This window comes from Devosia sp., assembly GCF_028290435.1.
Lineage (GTDB): Bacteria > Pseudomonadota > Alphaproteobacteria > Rhizobiales > Devosiaceae > Devosia.
The window spans coordinates 1-7,748 of sequence record NZ_JAQGJV010000057.1; the positions used below are offsets into that span (position 1 = coordinate 1).

At 62.6% G+C, this 7,748-nt stretch carries 6 protein-coding genes and 1 pseudogene; all 7 read left to right on the plus strand.

What is annotated here, in order from left to right; translation table 11 throughout:
- The first annotated feature begins 382 nt into the window (after positions 1–382).
- Positions 383–1,372: an ABC transporter permease gene (locus tag JWP26_RS13130; RefSeq protein ID WP_299728267.1), complete on the plus strand. Its 990-nt coding sequence runs from the start codon at positions 383–385 to the stop codon at positions 1,370–1,372.
- A gap of 15 nt (positions 1,373–1,387) precedes the next feature.
- Entirely contained in the window at positions 1,388–2,512 is a 1,125-nt protein-coding gene (locus JWP26_RS13135; protein ID WP_299728281.1) for an ABC transporter permease, read from the plus strand.
- Positions 2,502–3,530 (plus strand): ABC transporter ATP-binding protein, encoded by a 1,029-nt coding sequence (locus tag JWP26_RS13140; protein ID WP_299728270.1) that lies wholly within the window; start codon positions 2,502–2,504, stop codon positions 3,528–3,530. Before JWP26_RS13135 ends, JWP26_RS13140 begins: the two co-directional genes overlap by 11 nt.
- Entirely contained in the window at positions 3,527–4,561 is a 1,035-nt protein-coding gene (locus JWP26_RS13145) for an ABC transporter ATP-binding protein (protein ID WP_299728273.1), read from the plus strand. The genes JWP26_RS13140 and JWP26_RS13145 overlap by 4 nt, the downstream gene beginning before the upstream one ends.
- On the plus strand, positions 4,562–6,415 hold the full coding sequence (locus tag JWP26_RS13150; protein ID WP_299728276.1) for a DUF2264 domain-containing protein: 1,854 nt from the start codon (positions 4,562–4,564) through the stop codon (positions 6,413–6,415).
- A complete protein-coding gene (locus JWP26_RS13155; protein WP_299728278.1) occupies positions 6,412–7,422 on the plus strand; it encodes a hydroxyacid dehydrogenase in 1,011 nt (336 codons plus the stop codon). The genes JWP26_RS13150 and JWP26_RS13155 overlap by 4 nt, the downstream gene beginning before the upstream one ends.
- Positions 7,419–7,748 (plus strand): annotated as a pseudogene (locus JWP26_RS13160) (hypothetical protein); the annotation flags it as partial. The gene JWP26_RS13155 and the pseudogene JWP26_RS13160, both read left to right, overlap by 4 nt.

Below are 7,748 nucleotides of genomic sequence, written 5' to 3' on the forward strand. Positions count from 1 at the left end.
TCATCGGCATCAACCTGCCTGGCGACGGCTACTACCTGGCCAAGAACAATCTGCACAATATTCCGGACACGCTGAAGCAGGCTTACCTGTTCCCGTCGCCGGCACCCTATGATCCGTTCCAGTGGTATTTTGAGTAACCCCTGGAGCTGATCCCTCCCGCCCCTCGCGGCGCTCCCAATTGCCGCGAGGGGATGGAATTGACGGTGGCGAGATTTCGCCACGCCCACGATGCGGCTCCTCCCCCTCGACGGGGGAGGATGGGTGGGGGTGTTCGGAGCCACGATGTTCGACTGTGGCTAAACGTCTCCCCTCCCTTGATCCCTCCCCGCAAGGGGAAGGGTGTCGACTGCCAGGTCAGCGCAGAAAACTTAGGAACACCCCCATGCTGGGTTTCATAACGAACCGGATGATATCGATGGTGTTCACCATCTGGGCGGTGTCGTTCATCGCCTTCGCCATCATCCAATTGCCGCCGGGCGATTATCTGACCACCTATGTGGCGCAACTCAGCGCTGATGGTGATCGGGTCGATCCCGCCGCGATCCAGGCGCTGCGCGACCAATACGGCTTCGGCGAACCCTATCTGGTGCAATACTGGAAATGGACCGTTGGCCTCCTGCATGGCGATTTCGGCCGTAGCTTCGAATGGAAGGCGCCGGTCAGCGAATTGATCTGGGGCCGGCTCGGCAATTCCATCCTGCTCGAGGGGCTGGCCGTCATCGTGATGTGGCTGGTGGCGCTGCCTATCGGTATCTACGCCGCCGTGCGCAAATATTCGCTGGGCGATTACCTCGCGACTATTGGGGGCTTTTTGGGGCTCGCCATTCCCAATTTCTTTTTCGCGCTGATCCTGATGTATCTCAGCTTCATCTGGTTTGGTGAAACCATTGGCGGGCTGTTTTCGCCCGAATACCAGAACGCCCATTGGAGTTTTGGCCGCATCGTGGATTTCGCCAGCCATGCTTGGGCGCCGATCCTGGTGCTATCGATGGCGGGCACGGCCGAGCTGATCCGCATCCTGCGCGCCAATCTGCTCGATGAGCTGAAAAAGCCCTATGTGACCACGGCTCGGGCCAAGGGGCTGAGCGAGTTTCGCACCATCATGAAATATCCCGTCCGCGTGGCGCTCAATCCGCTCGTGTCGACCATCGGCTGGCTGCTGCCGGCGCTGGTATCGAGTTCGGTGATCGTCTCGGTGGTGCTCAACCTGCCCACGGCTGGGCCGCTGCTGCTGCGCTCGCTGACGTCGCAAGACATGTACTTGGCCGGGGCAATCATCCTGCTGTTGGGCATCCTCACCGTCATCGGCACGCTGATTTCGGATCTGCTGCTGGCCTGGATCGATCCCCGTATCCGCTTCGGGAGCAAATAGATGGTCAGCGAAACCATGACCGATATCGCCGCTCCGGCAGTCATTAAAAAGCCGGTGCGCGAAAGCCAGCGCGCTCTGATGTGGCGCCGGTTCAAGCAGCACAAGCTGGCGCTAGTTGGCCTGTGGATCGTTGCCGCGTTTTATCTCGTGGCGCTGCTGGCCGAATTCCTCGCCCCGGTTGAGCCGGGCGCCTACAATCCGCGTTACACCTATGCGCCGCCCCAGGCTATCCAGTTCATTTCGAGCAACGAGGATGGCTCCTGGGCGTTCGGGCCCTATGTCAACGGCTACAAATCGACCATCGACAAGAAGGCGATGCGGCGCACCTTCGCCATCGATCCCGAGGTGAAAATCCCGCTGCAGTTCTTTGCCCCGAGCGAGCCCTACAAGCTGGCCGGCTTCATCCCGCTGTCGGTCAAGCTGTTCGGCGTGTCCGATCCAAAAACCCCGCTCTATATTTTGGGGGCTGACCGTCTCGGCCGTGATCTATTGAGCCGGCTGATCCACGGTACGCGCATTTCGCTCTCCATCGGCCTTGCCGGGGTCACGCTCAGCCTGTTCTTCGGCATCATTATCGGCGGGTTTTCCGGCTATTACGGCGGCTGGTTTGATAGCGTGGTGATGCGGGTGATCGAGTTCATCCGTTCCATGCCTACCATTCCACTCTGGCTCGGCCTCGCCGCTGCCTTGCCCAAGGATTGGTCGGCGATCCAGACCTATTTCGCCATCACGGTCATCCTGTCGCTGATCGGCTGGACCGAGTTGGCACGCGTTGTGCGCGGACGCTTCCTTAGCTTACGAACCGAGGATTTCGTCACCGCGGCGCAACTGGATGGCGCCAGCGACTGGCGCATCATCACCCGACACATGGTGCCCAGCTTCATGAGCCACATCATCGCCGCGGCAACACTGGCGGTGCCCGGCATGATCCTGGCGGAGACGGCGCTGTCGTTCCTCGGCCTGGGCCTGCAAGCACCGATCGTTTCCTGGGGCACGCTGCTGCAGGACGCGCAGAACATTCGCACGCTCGCCACCGCGCCCTGGCTGCTGACGCCGGGCATCTGCGTGGTGGTGATCATCCTGTCGCTCAATTTCTTCGGAGACGGCCTTCGCGATGCCGCTGATCCCCATGGTCGATAAACCTCTCCTTGCTATCGAAAACATGTCCATCACCTTCTCGTCCCCCGACGAGGCGGATATCGAGGCGGTGCGGCAGGTTGATCTGACCCTGACTGCCGGCAAGACCTTGTGCCTCGTCGGTGAAAGCGGCTGCGGCAAGTCGGTGACGGCGCGGGCTATCCTGCGGCTGCTTGACCAGAACGCGAATATCCGTACCGGAAAGATCCTGTTCAGCGAAAAGGACGAGCCGACCATCGATCTCGCTGCGCTCAAGCAGGACAGCCTGCCGTTGCGCAGGGTGCGCGGCAACAAGATCGCCATGATCTTCCAGGAGCCGATGAGCTCGCTGTCGCCGGTGCATACCATTGGCGACCAGATCGACGAGATGATCCTGATCCACGAGGGCCTGAACCAGAAACAGGCGCGCGAGCGCACCGTGGCGCTGCTCGATCAGGTCGGCATTCCCGGCGCGCGGGAGCGGGCGGATGCCTATCCGTTCCAGCTTTCGGGCGGGCTGCGGCAGCGCGCGATGATTGCGATGGCGCTGGCCTGCACACCGGACCTGTTGATTGCCGACGAGCCGACCACGGCGCTGGACGTGACCACGCAGGCGCAAATCCTCGACCTGCTGCGCCAGTTGCAGGCCGATTACGGCATGGCCATGCTGTTCATCACCCACGATCTGGGTGTCGTCGCGGAAATCGCCGACGAGGTGGCGGTGATGTATCTCGGCGATGTGGTGGAGCAGGGCAATGTCTATGACGTGTTCCGCGCCCCGCAGCATCCGTACACGCGGGCGCTGATGGCCTCGATCCCCAAGATGGCGCGCAAGGCCGACCGGGTCCGCCTGTCGCCGATCAAGGGCACCGTGCCCTCGGCCTCGGACCGGCCCGAGGGTTGCGCCTTCACCAGCCGCTGCCCCCACGCGTTCGAACCCTGTGCCACGATCCGGCCGGAACGGACGGTGGTGGGTGATGGCCATGTCGCGCGCTGCCACCTGCTGACAAAAGCGCCGGTCATGGCGGAGGCGAACGCATGAGCACGCTGCTGAAAGTCGAGAACCTGTCGAAGAGCTATTCGCTGAATTCGGGCCTGTTCGGGCCAACGCGCACGCTTGCTGCCCTCAGTGATGTCAACCTTACTGTCGAGGCAGGCGAAACGCTGGCCGTGGTCGGCGAAAGCGGCTGCGGCAAGACCACTCTGGGCCGCTGCATCATCAAGGCGCAGCCGGCGACGGCGGGCACGGTGACCTACTACCCCAAAGGCCACGAGGCGGTCGAACTAACCGCGCTCAACAAGCGGCAGATCAAGCCCTGGCGGCAGGACATCCGCATGATCTTCCAGGACCCGATGAGTTCGCTCAACCCGAATATGCGGGTGTTCGATATCGTCGCCGAGCCGCTGCGCATCCACAAGATTGCCAAGGGGAAGGAACTGGAAGACCGGGTGGTGTCGACACTGGAAAAGGTGGGTATTGCGGCCGATGGTGTCGGGCGCTACCCGCATGCGTTTTCCGGCGGGCAGCGGCAGCGCATCGGCATCGCGCGGGCGCTGGTGCTCGATCCGAAGCTGGTGATTGCCGACGAGGCGGTGTCGGCGCTCGACGTGTCGATCCAGGCGCAAATTCTCAATCTGCTCGAGGACCTCAAGAGCGATTTCGGGCTGACCTATATCTTCATCAGCCACGATCTGGGGGTGGTGAACTACATCGCCGACCGCGTGGTCGTCATGTATCTGGGCCATGTGGTGGAGAATGCGCCCACCGAAATGCTGTTCGAGCGGCCGCGCCATCCCTATACCGAAGTGCTGCTGGAAGCCCTGCCGATCGCCGATCCGCTGCGGCGCAAGGGGCGCAATGTCGAGGTGCGGGGCGAAATTCCCTATCTGGGCAATCGCCCGGTCGGCTGCCCGTTCCACACCCGCTGCCGCTATGCGCAGGACATTTGCCGCGCCGAGCGCCCGGCCTTGCGCCCGATCCACGGCACGGCGCAGCAAGCAGCCTGCCATTTCGCCGAAAGTTTAGACCTCAAGGGCGCCTACGAAGCGCCCGCCACCGGGACTTATGCCTAGATGACCTATGATCCGCTGAGCGCCAATCCGCTGGCCGGCAATCCGCTGCACAGTCGCGCCGATGTCGAAAAGGGTTTGAACGACCTGTTCGCGCCGTTGTTGCCGTATTTCTCCGAGGGCGGCGCACGCGTGCGGCTCGACGCGGCGGCGGCGCATTTCGACCGGGCGGCGGCGGACCTCGAAGGCTTTGCGCGCCCGCTCTGGGGGCTGACGCCACTGGCGGCGGGTGGGGGTGATTTCGAGCATTGGGAGCTGTATCGGCGTGGCCTCGCCAATGGGACGGACCCGGAGCATCCCGAATACTGGGGCACGGTCAATTCCACCGACCAGCGCATGGTCGAACTGGCGGCCATCGGCTTTACCCTGCGCATGGTGCCGCATCTGGTGTGGGAGCCGCTGGAGCAGAAGGCCAAGGATAATCTGGCGGCCTATCTCAAGCATGCGCGGCAGTTCGATTATGCCGACAATAACTGGAAGTTCTTCCGCATCCTGGTCGATCTGGGGCTGGAGGAATGCGGGGTCGAGTTCGATCGGTCGCTGACCGACAAATATCTGGAAGAACTGGACGGTTTCTATCTCGGCGAGGGCTGGTATCGCGACGGCAATGTGCGGCGGATCGATCACTACATTCCCTTCGCCATGCACTTTTACGGGCTGATCTACGCCAAGCTGGCACGCGGCGATGAAGCCCGCGTGGCGCGTTACAAGGAGCGCGCTGCGCTGTTTGCCAGGGACATAACGAGCTGGTTTGATGAGGATGGCGGCGTACTCGCCTTTGGGCGCAGCCTGACCTATCGCTTCGCCTGCGGTGGGTTCTGGGGGGCACTGGCCTTTGCCGATGTCGAGGCGCTGCCCTGGGGCGAGATCAAGGGTCATTTCATGCGCCATCTGCGCTGGTGGGCCAAGCAGCCCATCGCCAATCGCGATGGGATTTTGTCGATCGGCTACGGCTATCCGAACCTGTTGATGAGCGAGAATTACAACTCGGCCGGCTCGCCCTATTGGGCGCTAAAGGCCTTCCTGCCACTGGCGCTGGCGGCGGATCATCCGTTCTGGACGGCGGAGGAGACACCGGCGGTCAAGCGTGAGGAGCCGTTGCCGCTCAAGCATCCCGGCATGGTGATGCTGCAGACGCCGGGCAATGTGGTGGCGCTGTCGAGCGGGCAGCAGAACTACCAAATGCGCTTCGGCGCCGAAAAATACGCCAAGTTCGTCTATGCGTCGCGCTATGGCTTTTCCGTGGAATCTGACGAGCGTGGCTTTGACAACGCGGCCTTTGACGGCATGATCGGGTTTTCCGACGATGGCCGCCACTACCGTGTCCGCGAGTCCAACGAAGTGGCGCAAATCGCGGGCCATATGCTGTTTGCGCGCTGGAAGCCCTGGGCCGACGTGAGCGTCGAAACCTGGCTGCTGGCGGCCAGTCCCTGGCATATCCGCGTGCATCGCATCACCACGCCGCGGGCGCTCAAGGCCAGTGAAGGCGGCTTTGCCATCGGGCGGGCCGATTTGAATGCCGATATTTATGGCGATGGTGCGGGCAGGGCGCTGGCGCGGTCGGAGACCGACGTCAGTGTCATTCTCGATCTGGCCGGCAAGCGGGCGGGGCGGGCGCACAAGGCCTTCCCCAACACCAATCTGATCGTCGCCAAAACCATCGTGCCGCAATTGCGCGGGGATATCCCTGTGGGCGCGACGGTGCTGATCACGGCAGCAATGGCATTGCCGGTGGGCGCCGCTGCCGATGCGGCGCTGGCCAAGCCGCCCCAGGCGCCGGATGTTGCCCAACTCGAAGCCTTGTTTGCCCGCGAGGGAATTGATGTCAGCGCCATTCTGGTGCCGGAGAGGTTTTGATGGCACCCAAGCTCGCCTTCGCCATGGCGGCGGACAAAACCAAGTATGTCTTCGATAACGCTTCGCTGGCGCGGTTGGCGGCGTGTTGCGACGTGGTTTCGCCCACCCCGATCCAGGATTTTTCCACCCCCGAGGCGCGGCGCATCCTGCGCGATCTCGATATTCTGGTCACCGGCTGGGGTTGCCCTCAGGTTACCGCCGAAGTCGTCGCTGCCGCGCCCAAGTTGCGCCTGATCGCTCACTCGGCCGGCACGGTGAAGTACACCCTCGACGCGGCAGTCTATGAGGCCGGCATTACCGTCACCCATGCCGCCGACGCCAATGCGGTGCCGGTTGCCGAATTCACGCTGGCGGCGATCATCTTCGCCAACAAGCACGTGTTCCAGTTGCGTGACCTCTATCGCGCCGACCCCAGCCGCCGCTCCACCTACGCGATAATGGACCAGCCCATTGGCAATTATCGACGCACCATTGGCCTGGTCGGTGCGTCTCGCATCGGGCGCAAGGTGGCGAAATTTCTCGAGGCCTTCGATTTCGAGGTGCTGCTAAGCGATCCGTTTGTTGGTCCAAGCGATCCGATCGCCAAAACGGTCAAATTGGTCGATCTGGATATGCTGATGCAGCGCTCGGATGTGGTGTCGGTTCACGCGCCATCGCTGCCCTCGACCCGGCATATGATTGGCGCGCGCGAACTGGCGCTGATGCGCTCCAATACGGCATTCATCAACACGGCGCGCGGGGCGATAATCGACGAACATGCGCTGATCGCCGAACTGCAAACCGGGCGCATCCACGCCGTGATCGATGTCACCGATCCCGAAATTCCGACGCAGGATTCGCCACTTTATCACTTGCCCAATGTGTTCCTGACGCCCCATGTTGCCGGAGCAGTCGGCACCGAACGCCTCCGGCTGGGCCAGTTGGTGACTGAGGAAGTCGAGCGCTTTGTCGCCGGCCAACCACTTGAGTTTGCTATTGAACCGGCGATCCTGGAGCGCCTTGCATGACCCTGTTGAGCCACGACGAAAGCCCGTTTTCCCGGCGCGATGCGCTGTCGGCCGCCGAGGAGGCCATCAGGGCTGCCGATCATGCAGAGCGCCTGCAATGGCTGACCTGGGATCGCCCGCCGGTGGTTATTGCCAGTCCCGTCCATGTCGCGCGGAAAGCCAAACTGGCCTTGTGGGCCGGCGCGCCGTTCGCGCCCAAGGCCTATGTGGCGTCCGACGCCGCGATCTTCACCAGCCGCCTGGTGCTGGGTGAAAATAGCTGGATTGCCGGCCATGCGCTGGTGCGCGGCGACATCGAATTCGGTGCCAATTCCACCGTGAACCCC

Coding starts and splice junctions, on each gene's coding strand:
- JWP26_RS13130 (WP_299728267.1), top strand. CDS start 383: ATGCTGGGTTTCATAACGAACCGGATGATATCGATGGTGTTCACCATC.
- JWP26_RS13135 (WP_299728281.1), top strand. CDS start 1,388: ATGACCGATATCGCCGCTCCGGCAGTCATTAAAAAGCCGGTGCGCGAA.
- JWP26_RS13140 (WP_299728270.1), top strand. CDS start 2,502: ATGGTCGATAAACCTCTCCTTGCTATCGAAAACATGTCCATCACCTTC.
- JWP26_RS13145 (WP_299728273.1), top strand. CDS start 3,527: ATGAGCACGCTGCTGAAAGTCGAGAACCTGTCGAAGAGCTATTCGCTG.
- JWP26_RS13150 (WP_299728276.1), top strand. CDS start 4,562: ATGACCTATGATCCGCTGAGCGCCAATCCGCTGGCCGGCAATCCGCTG.